Origin of the sequence: Lysinibacillus sp. OL1, assembly GCF_004332175.1 — a bacterium.
In the GTDB taxonomy this organism is placed as follows: Bacteria; Bacillota; Bacilli; order Bacillales_A; family Planococcaceae; genus Lysinibacillus; species Lysinibacillus capsici.
In genome coordinates, this window is sequence record NZ_SJDS01000020.1 from 24,751 (window position 1) to 43,915 (window position 19,165).

General features: G+C 37.1%; 17 protein-coding genes. 8 read left to right on the forward strand and 9 right to left on the reverse strand.

Annotation, left to right across the window (positions count from 1 at the left end; translation table 11 throughout):
* The 4 genes from EW028_RS22920 to EW028_RS22935 are packed head-to-tail and all read right to left on the reverse strand — an operon-like array spanning window position 1 to window position 4,645.
* Window positions 1–1,488 (reverse strand): Na+/H+ antiporter subunit D, encoded by a 1,488-nt coding sequence (locus tag EW028_RS22920; RefSeq protein ID WP_131522558.1) that lies wholly within the window; start codon window positions 1,486–1,488, stop codon window positions 1–3.
* Window positions 1,481–1,822, reverse strand: a complete 342-nt coding sequence (locus tag EW028_RS22925; RefSeq protein ID WP_004228379.1) for a Na(+)/H(+) antiporter subunit C — start codon at window positions 1,820–1,822, stop codon at window positions 1,481–1,483. The genes EW028_RS22920 and EW028_RS22925 overlap by 8 nt, the downstream gene beginning before the upstream one ends.
* Entirely contained in the window at window positions 1,822–2,244 is a 423-nt protein-coding gene (locus EW028_RS22930; protein ID WP_004228380.1) for a Na(+)/H(+) antiporter subunit B, read from the reverse strand. Before EW028_RS22930 ends, EW028_RS22925 begins: the two co-directional genes overlap by 1 nt.
* Window positions 2,231–4,645, reverse strand: coding sequence for a Na+/H+ antiporter subunit A (locus tag EW028_RS22935; RefSeq protein WP_131522559.1), 2,415 nt, complete (start codon window positions 4,643–4,645; stop codon window positions 2,231–2,233). The genes EW028_RS22930 and EW028_RS22935 overlap by 14 nt, the downstream gene beginning before the upstream one ends.
* A gap of 155 nt (window positions 4,646–4,800) precedes the next feature.
* Here EW028_RS22935 and EW028_RS22940 point away from each other — a divergent pair, with 155 nt between their 5' ends.
* Window positions 4,801–5,364 carry a DUF5366 family protein gene (locus tag EW028_RS22940; RefSeq protein WP_131522560.1) on the forward strand — a complete coding sequence of 188 codons (564 nt, stop codon included), beginning with the start codon at window positions 4,801–4,803 and terminating at the stop codon, window positions 5,362–5,364.
* 474 nt (window positions 5,365–5,838) lie between these two features.
* Here the strand turns inward: EW028_RS22940 and EW028_RS22950 are convergent, their stop codons facing one another.
* Window positions 5,839–7,689, reverse strand: a complete 1,851-nt coding sequence (locus tag EW028_RS22950; RefSeq protein WP_131522562.1) for a transglycosylase domain-containing protein — start codon at window positions 7,687–7,689, stop codon at window positions 5,839–5,841.
* Window positions 7,690–7,926: 237 nt separating this feature from the next.
* On the opposite strand from EW028_RS22950, the gene EW028_RS22955 reads away from it, so the two are divergent.
* Window positions 7,927–8,514, forward strand: a complete 588-nt coding sequence (locus tag EW028_RS22955) for a peptidylprolyl isomerase (protein WP_004228389.1) — start codon at window positions 7,927–7,929, stop codon at window positions 8,512–8,514.
* 22 nt (window positions 8,515–8,536) lie between these two features.
* Window positions 8,537–8,749: a hypothetical protein gene (locus EW028_RS22960; RefSeq protein WP_066038174.1), complete on the forward strand. Its 213-nt coding sequence runs from the start codon at window positions 8,537–8,539 to the stop codon at window positions 8,747–8,749.
* Between the two features lie 50 nt (window positions 8,750–8,799).
* Here EW028_RS22960 and EW028_RS22965 read toward each other — a convergent pair whose 3' ends face one another.
* Window positions 8,800–10,227 carry a magnesium transporter CorA family protein gene (locus EW028_RS22965; protein WP_131522563.1) on the reverse strand — a complete coding sequence of 476 codons (1,428 nt, stop codon included), beginning with the start codon at window positions 10,225–10,227 and terminating at the stop codon, window positions 8,800–8,802.
* 110 nt (window positions 10,228–10,337) lie between these two features.
* Window positions 10,338–11,510, reverse strand: coding sequence for a MalY/PatB family protein (locus EW028_RS22970; protein ID WP_048394465.1), 1,173 nt, complete (start codon window positions 11,508–11,510; stop codon window positions 10,338–10,340).
* Between the two features lie 72 nt (window positions 11,511–11,582).
* Between EW028_RS22970 and EW028_RS22975 the strand changes: the two genes are divergently transcribed.
* A complete protein-coding gene (locus tag EW028_RS22975) occupies window positions 11,583–11,843 on the forward strand; it encodes a DUF1871 family protein (protein WP_004228396.1) in 261 nt (86 codons plus the stop codon).
* A gap of 77 nt (window positions 11,844–11,920) precedes the next feature.
* On the opposite strand, the gene EW028_RS22980 is transcribed toward EW028_RS22975, so the two are convergent.
* Entirely contained in the window at window positions 11,921–13,261 is a 1,341-nt protein-coding gene (locus tag EW028_RS22980) for a sodium-dependent transporter (RefSeq protein ID WP_054549427.1), read from the reverse strand.
* A gap of 200 nt (window positions 13,262–13,461) precedes the next feature.
* Between EW028_RS22980 and EW028_RS22985 the strand changes: the two genes are divergently transcribed.
* The 3 genes from EW028_RS22985 to yugI all read left to right on the forward strand — a co-directional run bounded on the left by EW028_RS22985 (window position 13,462) and on the right by yugI (window position 16,119).
* The gene (locus EW028_RS22985; protein WP_048394469.1) at window positions 13,462–14,010 is read left to right on the forward strand and encodes an RNA polymerase sigma factor; all 549 of its coding nucleotides are present in this window, start codon (window positions 13,462–13,464) and stop codon (window positions 14,008–14,010) included.
* Window positions 13,997–15,655, forward strand: a complete 1,659-nt coding sequence (locus EW028_RS22990; protein WP_131522564.1) for a hypothetical protein — start codon at window positions 13,997–13,999, stop codon at window positions 15,653–15,655. Before EW028_RS22985 ends, EW028_RS22990 begins: the two co-directional genes overlap by 14 nt.
* Window positions 15,656–15,741: 86 nt before the next feature.
* Entirely contained in the window at window positions 15,742–16,119 is a 378-nt protein-coding gene (gene yugI, locus EW028_RS22995; protein ID WP_004228409.1) for a S1 domain-containing post-transcriptional regulator GSP13, read from the forward strand.
* A gap of 41 nt (window positions 16,120–16,160) precedes the next feature.
* On the opposite strand, the gene EW028_RS23000 is transcribed toward yugI, so the two are convergent.
* The gene (locus tag EW028_RS23000) at window positions 16,161–17,468 is read right to left on the reverse strand and encodes an AAA-type ATPase lid domain-containing protein (protein ID WP_103118704.1); all 1,308 of its coding nucleotides are present in this window, start codon (window positions 17,466–17,468) and stop codon (window positions 16,161–16,163) included.
* 145 nt (window positions 17,469–17,613) lie between these two features.
* Between EW028_RS23000 and pruA the strand changes: the two genes are divergently transcribed.
* Window positions 17,614–19,158, forward strand: a complete 1,545-nt coding sequence (gene pruA, locus EW028_RS23005) for an L-glutamate gamma-semialdehyde dehydrogenase (RefSeq protein ID WP_103118703.1) — start codon at window positions 17,614–17,616, stop codon at window positions 19,156–19,158.
* The last annotated feature ends 7 nt before the right edge of the window (window positions 19,159–19,165 follow it).

Genomic DNA, 19,165 nt, shown 5'->3' on the forward strand with positions numbered 1-19,165 from the left:
CTAATCCTCCTTCATCACAGCATCTATATAGATAGATGGATCATTTAATAGTTTTGCAGCATCATCCATAAATGGCGTAATCCATTCAGAACCCACACCATATGCGACTGTAATAAGTACTAAAAAGGCAGTAGGCATAAACAGCATTTTATAGGTAGATTTGTCGACGGTACCTTGTGTTTCTTTTTCCTCACCCCAAAAGGCATAAAGGAAAATACGAATCACGGATAGTAAAACAAGCAATGAAGATGCTAAAATGAAAATACTGCTCCACATACTTCCAGCCTCAAAGCCTCCCTGAACAATTAACAGCTTTCCAACAAACCCGCTAAGTGGTGGAATTCCAGCTAAGCCAAACGCTGCTATTAAATAACACCAACCCAGTGCAGGGTATTTTTGCATAAGTCCACCCATTTTACGCAAGTCAGATGTACCAGTAATGTAGATGACAATGCCGATTAACATAAAGAGTGCTGCCTTAATTAGCATATCGTGAATTAAATAAAACATAGCTCCTTTTAAAGAAGCCTCATTCATTTGAGAGACACCAAATAAAATGACACCTACTGCAATGACAATGTTATAGATAATAATGAGCTTTACATCAAAATAAGCGAGCGCCCCAATACAACCAGCCACAATTGTTGCAATAGCTAATGCCATTAGTAAATCATGCGTATAGGATAAATCATGTACAAAAAATAGTGTATAGGTACGTGTAATGGCATATACCCCAACCTTTGTGAGCAGTGCGCCGAATAGAGTTAAGACAGGTATCGGTGCTGCTGCATACGAAGTAGGAAGCCAAAAATATAATGGGAAAATAGCTGCTTTAAGTCCAAATACCATTAAAAATAGTACGGCAATAACAGTAATAATTCCTGGTTGATTAATTTCAGCAATTTTTACCGCAATATCAGCCATGTTTAATGTTCCTACTACAGAATATAAATAGGCAACGGTTATGACAAATAAGGCCGAAGAAATAACATTGATTAAAATATATTTAATAGACCCTTTCAGTTGCCCCTTCTCACCACCTAAAACAATGAGTAAATAGGAAGCCATTAACAATACTTCAAAGAACACAAATAAGTTAAAAATATCTCCTGTTGTAAAGGCACCATTGACCCCAGTTAAAATAAACATAATACCAGGGTAATAAAAGAAGCGTTCGCGTTCCTTCGTGATGGAACCGAAGCCATACCAAACAACAAATAGCGCAATGAGCAATGTCGTTGTAACGAGCAATGCAGACACCATATCAGATACCATTGTAATACCGTAAGGAACAGGCCAATTTCCAAATGTGACCTTTTGAATACCATCTTCTTTCACTGTTAAAAGCAGAGAGAGGGCAGAGAGGAGGGCTAGTCCAATCCCAAGTAATGAAAATGATCGCTGATAAGTTAGATTTTTTTGTCCAAACATTAAAATCATACCGAAGAAAAACGGGATGATAATGGGTAATAGTAGGAAGTTATTCATCCTCATCACTTCCTCTCATTAAGCTAATATCATCCGTGTTAAGCTCTTGATAGGAACGGTAGGCAAGTACAAGGAAGAATGCTGTCACCCCAAAGCTTATAACAATTGCAGTTAAAATAAGTGCTTGGGGTAAGGGATCAGCAAATGTTTTGGCTCCTTCGTTTAAGACGGGTGGAGCTTCACCACCAAGACCACCCATTGTTAAGATGAGTAGATGAGCACCATGACTTAACAGACCTGTTCCAATAATAATTCGCAATAAACTTTTTGATAAGATTAAATAGACCGCTGCCATAAAGAGAAAGCCGATCACAAAGGCCATAATTATTTCCATTATTCATCCTCTCCAATCGTTTGAATAATGGTCATCGTAACGCCGACAACAACCAAATAGACCCCGCTATCAAAAAGCATAGCCGTGTGTAATGACTGTTTGCCTAGAAGCGGTAAATCGAAATAATCAAAGAAATGTGTGAAAAACGGTTTGCCCACAAACATTGGGTATGCCGCAGTAGCAAGGGCTAATAGTAAGCCAATGGCTGTTAAATACGTGTAATTAATAGGTAGAATATGGCGGACTGTGTTGATATCATAGGCTAACACTAAAAGAACAAGTGCACTTGATGTTAACAGCCCCCCAACAAAGCCTCCACCAGGCGTATAGTGACCAGCTAAAAAAATATGAATGGAGAAGAAGAAAATAATGAAAAATACAATTTTAGCTGTAAATTGTATTATCACATCATTTGTTTTCATGAGTGTTCTCCTTTCTATTCATACGTAACTTAATCATAGCTAAGATGCCCATGCCAGCTATGCCGAGTACTGTAATTTCAAACAATGTATCGAAACCACGATAGTCTACTAAAATTACGTTTACAATATTTCCACCACCAGCTAATGAATAGACGGTTTCCTCGTAGTACTTAGCAATAGAGGGAATTAGTTTTTGAGAATGAGCTGATAGCGCAACAAGTGTTACCATCACACCAACTGCAACTGAAACAATGGCACGATTTAACTGGAACCTCATTCGCTCCTCTCGTTTACCAAGCTTAGGTAGATGGTAAAATGCTAATAAAAATAGTGCAACTGAAATCGTTTCAATAACGAGCTGGGTCAGCGCTAAATCAGGTGCGTTAAAAATGACAAAGAATAAGGCGACTGTATAGCCAACAGTACCAAGCCCAATAATGGCCGTTAATCGCGATTTTGCCAAGATGGTGATGCCAGTACCAATTAATAAGACAATGATCAAGATAATTTCGTATAGATTAATTGGGGAGGCTCCTTGGAATGAAATATTAAATGCATCTTTCACGAATAGAGAGCCGATAACAATAATAGTAATTCCGCTAAACATATAGAGTAAATAGTGACGCATAGAACCTGTCATATAGCGTCGAGATATACGATTTAAGCCAACATCTAATCCCTGCATGATTTTGTCATAGGCATTGTTTAATGTTAACGCTTGCGGGAATCGTTGATACATCCCTTGCCATTTTGGTAAGGCAACAAATAACAATACCCCTACAATTATAATTCCAATAGTCATCAGTAGCTCAGGAGTGATCTTACCATGCCAAGCTGATACATGAATATCAACAGCTTGAGGCGAATCATACAAAAATGGCTGTATCGCTTGAACGGCTGGTTTTACAAAGATATTACCGATAATGTTTGGAATAAAGAAGATTGTCACAACTAAAGTCCCTAAAAGAATAGGTGAAATTAGCATACCAATCGGCGCCTCATGTGGTTTATGAGGTAACTGCTCTGGTTTGTAATTCCCATTAAATGTTCGGAAAACAAAATAGAAGCTATAGATAAATGTAAAAATACTAGCAATCCACGCAACAATAGGGAAGAGTGCTCCCCATGTTTCAAAGCCAAATAATTCAAACTTCTGAAGTGCAAGCATGGCTGTTAAAAACATTTCTTTACTTAAGAAGCCATTAAATGGCGGAAGACCAGCCATTGATAAACTTCCTATTGCAGCCACGGTAAAACTAATTGGCATAATACTCATTAAGCCACCGAGTTTACGAATATCTCTAGTTCCTGTTTCATGATCCACAATGCCTGCAATCATGAAGAGACTACCTTTAAATGTGGCATGATTAATAAGGTGGAAAATGGCAGCAAATGCAGCAAACTTAATGGTATCGACTGAGCCATTTGCATGAAAAGCAACAGCACTTGCCCCAAGTAGTGACATAATAAGCCCAAGCTGACTGACTGTAGAGAATGCTAGAATGCCTTTTAAATCAGTTTGCTTCACTGCAAAGAAGGAACCCCAGAATAAAGTTAAGATACCTACACCTGTTACAAGCCACACCCAAAGCTCAGAGGCTGCAAAAATCGGCGTAAATCGTGCAACTAAATAGATACCTGCTTTGACCATTGTTGCTGAGTGAAGGTATGCACTTACTGGTGTTGGCGCCTCCATGGCATCTGGTAACCAAATGTAGAATGGGAATTGCGCGGATTTTGTAAATGCTCCCAAGAGTAATAGGACAAGTGACCAAGTGAATAAAGGCTGATCTACTAAATTTGGTGCCATGACAATCAATTCTCGAATAGAATAGGTTCCTCCCATTAAATAAAGAAGAACGAAGCCACCTAGCATCATTAAGCCGCCGCCAACTGTAATCATCATAGACTTTAATGCGCCGAAGCGTGAGGCATCCCGATTATACCAATAGCCGATGAGTAAAAATGATGATATGGATGTTAGCTCCCAGAAGAAATAGAGTGTAATTAAATGATCTGACTGTACTACTCCCAGCATGGCTGACATAAATAACAGTAGGTAAACATAAAAGTTATGTAATTTTTCTTTATGTTTATCTAAGTAAAAAATGGAGTAAAGCACAACTAACGAGCCAATTCCAGTAATGAGTAATGAGAATAATAAGCTAAGTCCATCTAAATATGAGATGATGGAAATATCAAGCGATGGAATCCAAGGTAGCTCTGCAGTAAATACTTCACCTTTAGCAACTTGAGCAATATATGTTGCATAAATAACAGCAAGCGTAACAGGTACAGCAAGAACAAACCAACCTGTGTGAATATTATTCATGCGTTTATATAAAAATGGCACTAATATTGCAACAAGCATTGGAATAAAAATATAAAGTACTTGTAACAAAAAAACCCTCCTTTATGCAGGTAAGTAAATCAATTATAACGTACTTTAATTGGGAATGCATATGTACTATTGGGATTTAGCTTGCGGTCGTTGGAGAATTTTCGTTATATTATAAATAGGAAGTTATCAATAAAAATAGAGGAAAAAAATTTTTTATGAAGAACCCATATATCTATGGTTATCTACCATTAATTACAATTTTATTGTTTAGTTTGACATTTGGGATGTATGCTGTTGGTAAATCATTACAGATTTTTCAAGCCATCGGTGTATATTCAGGAATGCGAGAGTTTTTATCAGATTTTGAATTACGTGTATTTCTACTCATCGTCTTTGCCATTGTTTTTTTTATGTTATTTTCTGCCCTTAAACTTGTAGGCGAAACCATTCATGAGGTAGGAATGCTGTTCTTTTCAAAGGACAACGAAGGAGCCACAGTTAGTCAGGCTCGAGGTGGCTATATTATTTTATTTGTAGGTGCTATGTGTTCTGCATTTGCCATCCAATTTATTTATGTTTTAATAGGTATTTTTGTCATAACGATATTTACCTACTTTGTTTATCTGATTTATAAAATGAGTCATTTTATATCAATGGGCGGCACAATCGGTCTATTAATCTTTGAGCTTTTTATGTGGACGATTCTTTTAACATTAGTTGTTTATGTCGTATTAAAGCTATATAATGGCATTTTGGCAAGTCTGCCGTTTGCAAATTAATACATACTATTAAAATGGTGATGTTAATAGTAGAAAAAGCGAGGGATTGATTTCCGTTCCGCCAGCGTCCCATCTGTGACGCTAAATCCCTAGGAGTGAAGCTGGCTCCTCTCCAATCAACCAGGTGCAAAATTGCCTTTTCCTTATTTTTTACTAGCTGCATAAACAAAATAACCCATTTTTTGTATAATTAGAGAGAGGATAGGCTCTTATTTTCAATGTTGAGAAGCGATGAGTGAGACCCACCCTCCATAGAGAATAGTGAACACTTTCACTTTATTTGAAAACTGTTGCTAAAAAGCTAACCTTTTTAAGGGTTAGAGTAGAAGGCTTTTGATGCTCGCCCATAGGAAAGCAAGTAGCCTGAAACGGAAAACCATTTACATCTTTCATAAAAATTTTATGGATGGTTTTGTTTTTTAACACGTTGAAAAGGTAGTAGTCGATTGAGACTACTACCTTTTGCATGTTTCACTACTCAAGCAAAACATTAAATAATTGGTGATGGATTTTGTACTCTTCTAATTGCTGCATCGATTGAGGTTTATCATACCCTAGCCATACAGCAGCAGTATATTCATTATTGAGTCCAGCAAGCCAGTAGTCACGATAGTCATTCGTTGTCCCTGTTTTTGCACCAACGTAGCTGCTGTTACTATAGACACCTTGACCCGTACCGTTTGCTACAACATCTGCAAGGAGTTCACGCATGTATTTTACTGTTTTCGGAGACCAAATTTGATCACGCTGTGTATCCCAACTATAAAGCTCTGTTCCATCTAATGCTGTGACTTTGCGAATACTATGAGCAAGTACATAAGAGCCATCAATAAAGCTAGTATAAGCATCTGCTAGTTCTAATGCTGTTACACCATAGGTTAGTCCTCCTAATGATGCGGCATAATTATAATCTTTCTCTACAATCGAGCGGAAGTGAAAGCGATTAAGATAATGAAAGGCTGTCTCGACGCCAACGGTTTGAAAGAGACGAAGTGCAGATGTATTATAGCTATGTCGAAAAGCAGTACGAATTGACACATCACCATACGTATAGCCCCCATAGTTTTGTGGGCAAAACGAGCCCACACAATAACGCCCACCATTGACAATCGAATCAGGTGTATGAGATGTTGTTTCGAAGAATGGTGCATAGACTGCCAGAGGCTTAAAAGCTGAACCTGGCTGACGTGTTCCTTGGAATGCACGATGGAAATCAAATTTTTCATAATTCTTTCCTGCATACAGACTGACTATTTCTCTTGATTGGTTTTCAATGGCTGCACCTGCTGCTTGGAATGGGCTAGTACCTAAAATAGCTGACATTTTTTCCTCATCATGCTGCTGTTTAGTAGGATCAAGCGCTGTGTGAATGATGAGTCCATTTTGAAATAATGTATTGAGTCGATTGTCTAATTGTGCTTTAATTTTTTTCTTTTCTTCCTCATTCTCTGTTAAGCTTAGTCGATCCGCATAACCTTCTTTTTCTGCAATAAGCCATTTTAGCTCTTGAAGAACATAAGTGCTATACATTGGATAACTTTGAATTTTATCTTTCACATTTAATGTAATGGGATCAGCCTTATAGTTTTTTGCCTCTTCCTCTGTAATAGCTTCATTTGCTGCAAGGGTATCTAACAAACGCTCCTGCCTTGCTTTAGTTTGATCATAATTCTTTAAAGGATTATAAAGGGAAGGGTTATTTGGGATGGCAGCAATGAAAGCTATTTCAGCTATGGATAATTCTTGGAGTGGCTTTTGAAAATAATAGGTGGCTGCTCCGCCAATGCCATAAACTTGATTGCTGAAATAGGACTCATTTAGGTACATCGTTAAAATGGCTTCTTTATCAAATTCTTTTTCTAATTCATAGGCATAAAAAAGCTCTGTTAATTTCCGTTCATATGTTTTTTCCTCAGATAAATAACGCATCCGGACAAGCTGCTGCGTAATTGTACTACCTCCTTGAGAGGTTGTGTTGCTATTTGAATTGGCTACAACTGCACGAATAATAGCACTTAAATCAAAGCCAATATGCGTATAAAAATCAGCATCCTCACTGGTAATGAATATTTCCTGGGCAATTTGTGGAATTTCTTGTAAACTTAGTGGCTGCCGCCATTCGACATATTCCTCACTAAATGTTTGCCCATTTCGATCAATAAGGGTAACAGGTAGTTGGGCCTCTACCTCGGGTAAATGTATTGCATTAGTCATTTGTTCCTCATGTGCTTGTGCAATATTGAATTCTGTTTTAATGTTTGTGCTAATCCACCATAAAGCAGGAAGGGATAGAACGATAATAAAAAAACCAAAAGCCTTTTTCATGTGTGCCTCCACTCTTTCTATAAATCCTTCATCAGAATAACATATTTTGGATTGATTCCAAATACTCGCTCAGACCTATTTACATAGTTTTAAACATGAATAGTAAAAGTGCAAAAATCGTCAATACTTAGAGGGAGAAAACCAGTAGGAAGTATGTTAGACTAAAATGAGGTCAGAAAAGATGCAAGGGCATCTTTTTCATTGAAACTGAAATTTATCATTAAAGGAGAGACTTCCATGTTTCCACAGTTAACAACAGACGTACAAGCAGGCGAAGTGCTTGTAGAAATGAACACAACATTAGGTGCTATCAAAATTAAATTATTTCCTGAGCACGCACCGAAAACGGTTGAGAATTTTTTAGGTCATGCTAAATCAGGCTACTATAACGGCATTATTTTCCACCGTGTTATTCAAGACTTCATGATTCAAGGTGGCGACCCAACTGGTACTGGTATGGGCGGAGAATCAATTTGGGGTAATTCCTTTGAAGATGAGTTCTCAGAGCAATTGTTTAACCTACGTGGAGCGCTTTCAATGGCAAATGCAGGACCAAACACAAATGGTTCTCAATTCTTTATTGTACAAATGAAGCACCTTCCAAGTGATATGCTTCGTCAATTACAAGGGGCGGGCTTCCCTGAAGAGATCATCGAAGCTTATGCTCAAAACGGTGGTACACCTTGGTTAGACCATAAACACACAGTATTCGGTCATGTAGTAGAAGGTATGGACATTGTGGATAAAATTGCAGATGTGGAAAAAGATTTCCGTGACAAACCATTAGAAGATGTGAAAATTGAGTCAATTACAGTCTTTGAATAATACGTATAAGGACGTGTAGAACATGCAGAACTTTATGTATCAATTTTTATATTTCCCAGAAGACAAATCAGGTTATATTCCAGCAGCATTTGAATTTTTAATTATGCTTATTTTATGTATTATCGTGTTTACGCTTTTTAGAAAAATTTCTAAGAAACAAGAATTAAAATCAAAAGAAATTGAAGCACGTATTTTAGCAGAAAAGAAAAACACAAACAATCAACAGAATGTCTAATAAAAAGAATCCGCTTGCCATAGAGGGCGAGCAGATTCTTTTTTATTGTATCAATTTTTTTTAAAGCGTCGAATAGTATTTTGCAGGGCCTTGATGGCAGTGAAACAAACCAGTACAAGTGACAAGCCAATCCCACTCAATGCAGTAATAAAGGCTACCCATTCAAAGAGTGTATAACTACCGATGCTATCGAAATCACTGCTATCTTTCCACCCTTCAATGACTAAGTTCATCCCATAAATGCCCGATACCACAGTAAAGACTGTTAAAATAAATAGTAAATTATTACTTCGATTATCGGATTGATCTTCCTGTGTTCGATACAAACTATTCAATGTTTCTTTCGTTTCTACATAATGTTCATTTATACGGAAGAACTTTCGTAGCAATTGAGCAATTTCTCTGCCTTCTGTTCGTACGATGACTTCTTCAAAATAATAGCGTGCAGAAAACTTTGTAATCAGCTCGATTAGTTCATTGACAACCTGTTTATCTTTGCCCCACTTTATTTCACTATACTCATAGGAAAGCTTTAAGAGCATCATTTTATAAAAATAATGAATGAACAAATTGTAATAGTGCGTACCCATAAATTCTTGAATACTATGTGTACATTTGGCAAACGGCCTATTTGTAATCGTTATTTGTGCTTGTGAGGAGGTGATAATATAACTGTTAGGAGCCCAGCGTGTATGGGCATGCTCTTGTACATAATTAGAGATATATGAAGGATTAGTGCTAGAAATAAAGGGTTTGCCAGCAGGTGTCCTACCGTCTACTTGTCCTAAGCGAAATAAATGCTCAGGTATAATTTTAGCTTCTTCCTCTGCAATTAAATAAGCTGAGGCAAACATTCTCTCATCTTCAAAGAAAGGTAAGCCTTCATAGCTATGGTCTTGTTGATGTAATAGAAAGGGTTTTAAATAAGGTATAAAATACTTAAATAATAATTCACTCGTAGAAGAACAATGACCAAATGAAAAATGATGACTTGCACCTTTTTCCTCTCTTAGTTTAGCCTCTAATACTCTAAAATAGTGGATAAAATTTAAGATATCACTTAGATCATGCGATTGATCTGTAATATTTGTTCTGACTGTTATAATCCCATTCCCAAAAGGACATAATGTCACATCAATACTCATCACTTCGTAATCATAATTGATTTGACTTTCTTGCAGATGTAAGGTGCCTTGTGTATAAAAAGCTTTCGAAAAACGAATAAAGTCAGGGTTATTCATTTTGTTTGGAAATAATTTATCCTCCAAAAAAGGATAGAAAAATTGGGCAAGTTCCTCATGTATAATCGTCATATCACCATAAAAAGCGTCTTCAAGAGATGTATTGTTTAAGGTGAAAAAGGAAAAGCCCTCGTTTAGTAGTATATCACTGATTTTTTGACGATTTTTTTCGGAATAGGCGAAGGGAAATAGGAATGTCATATAAGCACGTTTAATCGTTAATGGGACAATGTCCATGTAAAATCACCTCTGTATAAATCCGATTGATAAGAACCTTTTCCACAAAATTTTGTTTTTAAACATAGAAAAAGGATAGCTCTAAGGGGAGAGATATCCTTTCAACCATTTTATTGCGCAAAGACCTTTTTAAAACGCTCGACTCCATCTTTCACAGTATCAAATGAACAAGCAACATTCATACGTAGGAAGCCACGACCTTCTTCTCCGTATTTTGTCCCTGGTTCTAGAGCAAGCTTTCCGATTTCAAGTAAGCGGTTCATGATCTCCTTCTCTTCAAGCGCTAGTTCTCGGTAATCAATCCAGATTAAATAAGTGGATTGAGGAATCGTAACACGAATACCTGGAATCTGCTCTAACTCCGTTTTCACATAATCCATGTTGGCAGAAATATAAGGAAGTAATTCATCTAACCAAGGAGCCCCTTCTGTGTATGCTGCATGAAGGGCAACAGAGGCAAATGTATTTAATGAGCCTTGACCACTTGCCATATTGATGGCCTCTAGCTTCAAGCGTTTTTTCTTATCTGTTACGATCATATATGAAACTTGAATTCCTGCTAAGTTAAATGTTTTAGTAGGAGCCATACACGTAACAATGCGATTGATTTCATCACCTGCAACTTTAGCTAAAGGAATATGTTTATCCCCATTAATCATTAAATCAGCATGGATTTCATCAGAAATAATGATGACATCATATTTAGCGCAAAGTCGTACAATTTCCTTTAAAGTAGCTTCATCCCATACATAGCCTCCTGGATTATGCGGGTTACATAGTATGTAGGCTTTCACATCTTGAGCTAAAGATTGCTCGAAGGCTTCAAAATCATAGACAAACAATCCGTCTTTTTCAATTAATGGGCAGCTCACAACTTCACGACCATTACTTTTTGGTATGTTAAAGAATGGCGGATAAACTGGAGGTGAAATGAGTACTTTGTCCCCAGGGTTAGTTAGGGCAACAATGCTGTTAGCTAATGCAGCCACAACACCATTACAGAATAGGATGGCTTCTTTCTCTATGTGCCAGTCATGGCGAGTACTTTGCCAGTCTACAATGGATTGTATCGCTTCTTCACTCATATAACTATAGCCAAAAATAGTATGTTCAGCATGTTGTTGTAAAGCCTTTGAAACGGCTATTGGAGCAGGAAAATCCATATCGGCTACCCACATTGGTAAGATATCTGAGGCATCGTTTAGGCCATAAACCTTTTCCATTGCGTCCCATTTTACTGAGTTTGTACATCGACGTTTGATAGTTTGATCAAAAATAGACAAGCAAATCACTCTTTTCTTTTTTTTTTACTATGGTATCATACGAGTATGATCAAAGGATAATAGGTGAGTATTTTGGAAAATATAAAAATGAATCAAGCAGCTGTCCATCTGCTAGAGGAGTGGGATCCATTCCACTTAGGTCCAGACCATTATGATACAGAAACAGCAGATGTAGTTGCAGCATTGCAAGGGATTGATGATCCATCAACACTTGCAAAAGTTATTCAAGAAACATATGAGCATTCGTTTGAGCAATGGATACCGTTTGAAGATTGTGTAGCCATTTCTTACAAACTAATTGCCATTAAATTTGAAGCGAAATGTATTATTTAAAATATTTTGCATATTCCTTATAAAAAAAGGGGTTGTCAATGGACAACCTCTTTTTTAATGCATCATGAGGCTATTACTTATTTAAATAAAGGCAAAATCCCCTGAATGAAAATAATAAAAATGGCGAGTGGGGAGACGTAGCGAATTAAAATGTACCAAATATTAAACATGAAGCTAGACGCAGCTAATTCTTTACGTGAAATATCCCTTGTATAATAATAACCTGCAAAAATTGAAATCAACAAAGCTCCAATCGGCATTCCGATGCTATTAGTCATAAAATCCACAAAGTCAAAAATAGAGCGATCTACTATTTTTACATCTGCTAATATGCCAAATGAAAGGGCACTTGGAATACCAAAGATGAAAATAATGATTCCACCAATCCAAGCAATTTTTCTACGTTTTTCTGGTTTATCACCAATAGCAATTGCCACGACTATTTCTAACATGGAAATGGAAGAAGTGACTGTAGCAAAAAGCAATAGAATGAAGAAAATAGTTAAGAATAAGCCACCAAGAGGTAACTGCTCGAATACAGCTGGCAAAATAATGAATACTAAGCCTGGCCCTTGATCAGGCGTATAACCAAGCGCAAATACTGCTGGGAAAATAACAAGTCCTGCAAGTAAAGAGATAATAATATTCATAGATGCTACATTAATCGCAGAGTTACCAATCTTCTCTGTTTTAGATAAATAGGAAGCATATGTAATCATAACCGCAATACCTACACTTAATGAGAAGAATGCTTGTCCTAAGGCCATTAAAAATGTTTCAGCATTTAAATAGGACCAATCAGGTACAAACATAAATTTAACGCCTTCCATAGCCCCGTCTAAAGTTAAAGAGCGAATAACTAGGACAATAAAGAAAATAAAGAGGAGAGGCATCATCCATGTGCTGGCTTTTTCAATTCCGCCCTTAATACCTGCTGACACAATGACTACTGTTAATAACATAAATAGTCCCTGTACAAGTACTGCTTCAAAAGGGCTTGAAATAATATCGCCAAATAAATCAGCGTAGTTGATGTCAGAGCCAGCATTCGTTAGCTTAAATGTAAAGGCACGACCTAAATAGCTTAAAATCCATCCACCAACAACGCTGTAGAATGATAAGATAAGGCCTGCAATTACCATACCGCCCCAGCCAATCAAATACCATGGCTTTCCTGGTGCTTGTTCCTTAAAGGAAGTGACGGCATCCTTTTGACCTCGACGACCTATCATGAACTCAGCAATGAGGACGGGTAAGCCAATAAAGAAAGTACATAAAATAAATAATAAAATAAAGACACTACCGCCATTCGTACCCGCCATATAGGGGAATTTCCAAATGGCTCCTAACCCTATAGCACTTCCTGCGGCAGCTAAAATAAACCCAATTTTTGTTGTAAATTGATCCCTCGATGACACGAAAATAAATCCTCCTTATACTAAAGTATTATTTTACCTCAATATTCTCATAACACAAGCAAATATCAGAAAATTGATGATAGCAAGAAAGACATTTGATGGAGTAAAAATATAGAGAGATGACATATGAGGAAAGACATTTAAATTATGTAACAATTAGGTAGAATACTTCGTTTCATTATCAAAAAGGGGGGAGAGCTATGACGGAGGTTGAACTAATAGCAAGGGCGCAGCAAGGAGATAAAGAAGCCTATATCGAGCTTATCCGCATACATCAGCAAACCGTTGAAAAGTTTGCCTTTCAATGTGGCGTACATACAAATGATTTAGCTGATGTTTCACAGGAGGTATTTGTTAAACTTTATCGCTTTTTACACCAATTTAAACAGGATCGATTTACCACGTGGCTCTATAAAATCACATTAAATGCTACGCGTGATTATTATCGTAAGGAACAACGGCAGCAGGCTAAAGAGGACAAGCTACAAGCCCAACAGCAGAAGACTCATTCATCTGCTGAAGAGGATGTTCTTTTGTTTGAAGAGGACAGGCATCTACATCGTGCTATTCAGGCACTTGACGAAAAATACCGTTATCCTCTCGTGTTGTATTATTTCCACGAATTAAAATACGAAGAAATCGCTGAAGTTTTAAATATTTCGTTATCGACGGTGAAAGTGCGATTATTACGAGCGAAGGAAAAGCTAAAGGCAGCATTAATGCAAGATGGGAGTGTTGAAAATGGATGATAAGCAATTTGACCAACGTATGGCACTACTGAAAAAATCCTATGAACGAATGGAAGCGAAGCTTGATCCTGATACTGTCTTTAAACAAATTGAAGAAGAGGATATATCCAAGGAATTATCTTTTGAAATTATCAATAAAGGTCATCAGCGCCCCTCAAGATGGCAAAAGTCGGTTGTTTGGTTTGTAAGTATTGCGAGCGTGTTATTAGTGGGTTTATTAGGAACTTCATATATGATTAGACAGCCTGAAACATACAATAACAGTGATAAACAGATTTCCCAAGAAAATGATGACAAAACGATAGGGACGTATGAAAAATGGGTAGAGCGAATCACCAAGAAATATAAGAGAGTGAAAGAAGATATAAGTAGAGAGTTGAAAGTTTCAGTAGAAGAATTGAATACTTTTTCATATATTCAAAATGCAGATTCCATGTTGGCCTTCTATACGAGTTACGAACGTCCGATAGAAGAGGATTGGGAATTGCAAATAATGGAGAAAGAAATTTTAGACGGATTAATGACCCCAAGACGAGCCTTAGAGACAATCAAAGGATATGGGCCATTATCCTTTAATGAATCTTACGGAATCTTTAGCTTATATAAGCAATCGCTTAATGACATAGAAATGTATTTTAATTCTTTACTTGAACCTTATGAACAGTTTTTCAAGAAAAAGATAGATCGTAGTCAGTATCCATCAGATTTAAAAGCAATCATTGAAACAGCAAGCAAGCAATATATGGAACTTCATTTGGATACGGATGGTTCCTATTATTTTAAAGCTAATCCCATCGATGGGGAATTTGCTTTTGAACCTATAAAATACATGCACCCTGATATTTTTGGTTACTTTGAGTTTTTACAAAAAGGATTTTTAGTAGGAGAAGAAGGCTTGAGGTATACACGAGAAGAAACAGCTGAATCCTTGAAAATTATGGAGCGTTCATTGCTGTTTGATATCAATACGGCGAATGTTACTTATAAGGAATTAAAGGCAGTATTTGAAAATACTTGGTTAGCTCTAATGAAAGGATCCACTAATTATCAAGTGTATGCTGAAAAGGGAATCGTTAATAAAGAATACCTGAATTTTTTACAAAAAGTTGCTAATGGAAAGTATGGGGAGGTAATGACAAAGAATGCGGCAACTATTTTAAATGAATTACACCAATATAACAACTCAGAAACGTTAGTAGGGCTGTCAATACAAGATATTTCAGCGGCCATTTTGCAAGTTAGGAAAGATACGGCAGTTGAAGAATTTAATATTGTAGACATCGATGATGCAGAGATTGCACAAATTAAGAGAATTTATGATCAGTATTTGAAAAGTGACCCTGAACCATTTATTAATCAGCTCAGTCCTTTAAATATGGTATCCCTTTATTTATATGCAATTTCTATTGGAGATGAATCATTGCAAGAGAAAGTAATCCTATCAAATGTAGAAATAGAGTCTGATTTTTTAAACAAAGTAAAAGGATTATCCATAATTAGCCAAATATCACAATACAATGGAATTTATCCAATGGTGGCTGTACGACTTGATGAAGAACATCAAAAAGAGTATGGCAAGCAAATTTTGTTTAGATTATCTCAAAATGAAGATGGTTTTTACCGTATAATTGGTATCATGGATTGATGAGATGATTTTTTGCCCCGTTTTTACACGTATGTTATAATTTAAGCGATATATACGTAGCAAACAAAAGAAAGTGGGCAAAGGTTATGGTAAAAAAATATGAATTAGGAGACGTGTTGACCGGAAAAGTTACAGGTATTCAACCATACGGTGCATTTGTTGCACTAGATGACAATACGCAAGGCCTTGTGCATATTTCGGAAATAACATACGGCTTTGTGAAGGACGTTAGTGAATTTTTAGCTGTTGGGCAAGAAGTTGAAGTCAAGATTCTTGAAATCGATGAAGAGGCCGAAAAAATTAGTTTATCGATGAGAGCGCTACAGGATCGCCCAGCAACAGTAAGAAAAAAAGATGCACCACCACGTAAATCATTGCAGGACCGTGTAGATGAATCGGATGCAAATGGTTTTAATTCCTTAAAAGATAAATTGCAGGACTGGATTGAACAATCTGGTCAATAAAGAAACGAGGATGCTTTCGAATGAAAGTATCCTCGTTTTTTCTATTGCTTTTTTATTTTGCGGATTCGATATTGCAGGTTTTGTCTGCTCATACCAAGTGCATTCGCTGCCTTTGTAATATTGCCCTCATATAAATTTAAGACATTTTGCACATAATATGATTCGGCTTCACGCAAATAGGCATCGAGTGGCATGACATTGTGATTTTGATGGAACATAAAAAATTCTGGTTCACGATTATTTGTATCTTGCTGCTGCACTTTGAAGCGGAAATGTAAAGGTAATAAATCTGAAGTAACAGTGGATTCCGTTGTCATAAATGAAACAATTTCATCCAGTAGTAGCTCAAGCTCTTTTAGATTTCCTGGCCAATCATATTGTAAAAATAATTCCTGTACATCTGGTGCAAGTTCAGTGACTTGTGAAGCAAATCGTTCTCGATGTCGACTAAAATAATCTTCTACAAATGGAAGAATGTCTTCTTTTCGATCCGTTAAATTAGGAATGGTAATGGCCATTGTAGCAAAGAAATAATATAGAGATTTTGACAGCTTCTTTTCGGCAATCAATGTAATGGGATCACTGCCCACACTGCCAATTAGCATATATTTGGACTGTGGAAGTGAATGTAGTATATCCAAAAGTTGCTCTTGAATGTCTAAGCTTAAAAAATCTATACGTTCGAAGAAGAAGGTGTAATCTTTATCTTCTTCTAATAATTGCTGTAATTTATCAAGCACCGATTGAGCTGAACGGCGACTAACGAGTGTCACAAAGGCATCAGGATCAGGTGAAGCGGCGTGGTGAATGCCCTCTGCTACTAAGTCTTTCCCTGTGCCAGATTCGCCAATTAATAATACTGGTAATTTTACAGCAGCTGCTTTTTTAGCGTTGTCGATAACCTGCTTCATGGATTCAGAATCAGCTTTAATCATATCAAATGTTAATGGTTCATCGTAACGACGAAGGGGTTGATAAACAAGCTTTTCCAGAGAGGTAATATCACGTGCAAATTCAATTGCGCCAATCAGTTTGCCTTCAACAAAAAGTGGAAAAGTATCATTGATTGTTGTAATTTCATGACCATTTTTATTCCAGTAGGATTGTTTAACGTTAATTTCTTTTTTTCCCGTTTGTAAAACACGCATTAACGTACTTTCATGTTGACGGAAGGAAAACATTTCAATAATGGAACGATCCGCAAGTTCATCAAAATGAAATCCTTCAATTTCTTTCATTTTCGTATTGTAAATAATCGTTTTGCCAGATAGGTCTACTGCATGAATACCAACGGATACATTTGTTGCAATAAACTCATAAAAAGGTAGTAAAGGTTCAGAATTTTTCATAAAAATGTGCACCTCAAAAATTTTTTACTTGAAATATGCAACGAAATTTTGCATTATAATAAGTGTAAGAATATTTTATACGCAAAGATATTTTGCGTCAATGTTTTTTGCATACCCAAACACATCTCACAAGGGAGGATTAAGTATGATTCCATACAAACACGAACCATTCACAGATTTTTCACAAGAGGCAAACTACAATGCTTATGTAGAGGCTTTAAATAAAGTTGAAGGTTACTTAGGTCAAGACTACCCACTAATTATTGGTGGCGAGCGCATTACAACAGAAGATAAAATCGTTTCGTACAATCCTGCAAAGAAAACAGAAGTCATTGGTCGCGTTTCGAAAGCAAGCAAAGATTTAGCTGAAAAAGCGATGCAAGCGGCAGATGAAACATTCAAAACATGGAAAAAAGTTGATCCAGCCATTCGTGCGGACGTTCTTTTCAAAGCGGCAGCGATTATCCGTCGTCGTAAACATGAATTCTCAGCTTTATTAACAAAAGAAGCCGGGAAACCATGGGCAGAGGCTGATGCAGATACAGCGGAAGCAATCGACTTCATGGAATACTATGGTCGCCAAATGCTACGCATTAAAAACGGTCAGCCAGTCGAAAGCCGTCCAGGTGAATACAATCGTTATGACTACATTCCATTAGGAATCGGTATTGTCATTTCTCCTTGGAACTTCCCATTTGCAATCATGGCTGGTACAACAGTAGCTGCTTTAGTAACAGGGAATACAGTGTTATTAAAACCAGCTTCAACAACGCCAGTTATAGCGTATAAATTTATCGAAGTATTAGAAGAAGCTGGTCTTCCAGCAGGTGCGGTGAATTTCGTACCAGGTTCTGGTGCTGAAGTAGGTGACTACTTAGTCGATCATCCAAAAACACGCTTCATCAGCTTCACAGGTTCACGTGATGTTGGCTTACGTATCAACCAACGTGCATCTGTATTAAACGAAGGCCAAATTTGGATTAAACGTGTCATCGCTGAAATGGGCGGTAAAGATACAATCGTAGTGGATAAAGAAGCAGATTTAGAATTAGCTGCACAATCCATCGTGAAATCAGCATTTGGTTTCTCAGGTCAAAAATGTTCAGCATGTTCTCGTGCTGTCATCGTAGAAGATGTGTATGAGCAAGTGGTAAATCGCGTAGAAGAGTTAACAAACGCTTTAACAGTGGGTGACCCAACTGATTACAGCAACTTCATGGCAACAGTAATTGACCAAGCAGCATTCAATAAAATTACAGAGTACATCGAAATCGGTAAAGGCGAAGGTCGTTTAGTAGCTGGTGGTACAGCAGATGATTCAGTCGGCTACTTCGTACAACCAACTGTATTCGCGGACGTAGATCCTTCTGCTCGTATTATGAAGGAAGAAATCTTCGGACCAGTGGTAGCCATTGCAAAAGCAAAAGATTTCGACCATGCGATTGAAATTGCAAACGATACAGAATACGGTTTAACAGGCGCTGTTATCACAACAAACCGTATGAACCTAGAAAAAGCACGTGAAGAATTCCATGTAGGAAACCTTTACTTCAACCGTGGCTGTACAGGTGCTATCGTAGGTTACCAACCATTTGGTGGCTTCAACATGTCAGGTACAGATTCAAAAGCAGGTGGCCCAGACTACCTACAACTGCATATGCAAGCAAAAACAACTTCAGAAATGCTTTAATTTTCAC